Source organism: Nonomuraea sp. NPDC049784 (assembly GCF_040659615.1).
Taxonomy (GTDB): Bacteria; Actinomycetota; Actinomycetes; order Streptosporangiales; family Streptosporangiaceae; genus Nonomuraea.
The window spans coordinates 1-1,035 of sequence record NZ_JBFAMX010001324.1 but is presented as its reverse complement, the minus strand read 5'-3'; the positions used below and the strand labels follow the sequence as shown (position 1 = coordinate 1,035).

The window sequence follows — 1,035 nt, the reverse complement described above, 5'->3', positions numbered from 1 at the left end:
GCTCGGCGGGGGAGCTCACGCCGCAGCCCCAGGTCGGGCCGAAGTTCTGGCTCACGACGGTGGTGACCCCGGCCGCGAGTGCGGCCTGCAGGATGCGCGGGGAGACGAGGTGGACGTGGGTGTCGACGATGCCGGGGGTGGCGATGAGGCCTTCCCCGGCGATGATCGTGGTGCTGGTGCCCACGACGACGTCGACCGCGGCCAGGGTGTCCGGATTCCCGGCCCGGCCGATCGCGTGGACTCGGCCGGCCTTGATACCGATGGACACCTTGCGGACGCGGGCGACCGGGTCGAGCAGGACCACGTTGGACACGACGAGATCGCAGGTGTCGAGGACGGGTTCGGCCTTCATGTGCATGCCGTCGCGGGCGGTTTTGGCGTAGCCGGTCACGAACTCCTCACCGCGCAGCTGCGCGTCGTCCTCCACGTGCAGGATCAGGCCGGTGTCGGCCAGGCGGATGCGGTCGCCGGTGGTGGGACCGTGGAGCTCGGCGTAGCGTGGGCTGTTCACGCGGGGTGGCCTTCCTGTTCGGTGGCGCAGCCGGTGTCGAGGTAGCCGTCGGCGCGGGCGCGGCGCAGCGCCTGCTCGCGGGCGCCGGGCGCGTCCAGGGGACCGTCGACGAGGCCGGCGAATCCGATGACGACGCGGTCGCCGCCCAGCGGGGTGAGCGCCACGGGCCGCGTGGTGCCGGGGTCGAAGACGGTGACCTGGCCGACCTGGAGGGCCAGGCGGGTGCCGTAGGCGCGGGCGCGGTCGAAGGCGAGCGCTCGGTTGACCTCGAAGAAGTGGTAGTGGCTGCTGACGCTGATGGGCACGCCGCCGGTGTTGGTGACCATGATCGTGACGGGGTCGGCCTGTTCAGTGACGGCGGCAGGGGCGGCCAGGATGGCGCCGGGTGCGGCCTGGGGGTCGTCGGTAGCCGTGATGGGGTGGGTGATGACGATGAGCTTGGTGCCGTCGTCGAAGACGGCTTCGACCTGGATCTCGCTGAGCAGGTGCGCGACGCCGGGCAGCACGTCGGCGGCGGTGAGGGC

1 protein-coding gene and 1 pseudogene are annotated in these 1,035 nt (G+C 72.2%); both read right to left on the bottom strand.

The window, feature by feature from the left end:
• A pseudogene (locus AB0J09_RS65765) lies at positions 1-511 on the bottom strand (urease subunit alpha); the annotation flags it as partial.
• Positions 508-1,035: urease subunit beta (locus tag AB0J09_RS65760; protein WP_360714761.1), on the bottom strand; the 528-nt coding region annotated here is incomplete at its 5' end. The pseudogene AB0J09_RS65765 and the gene AB0J09_RS65760, both read right to left, overlap by 4 nt.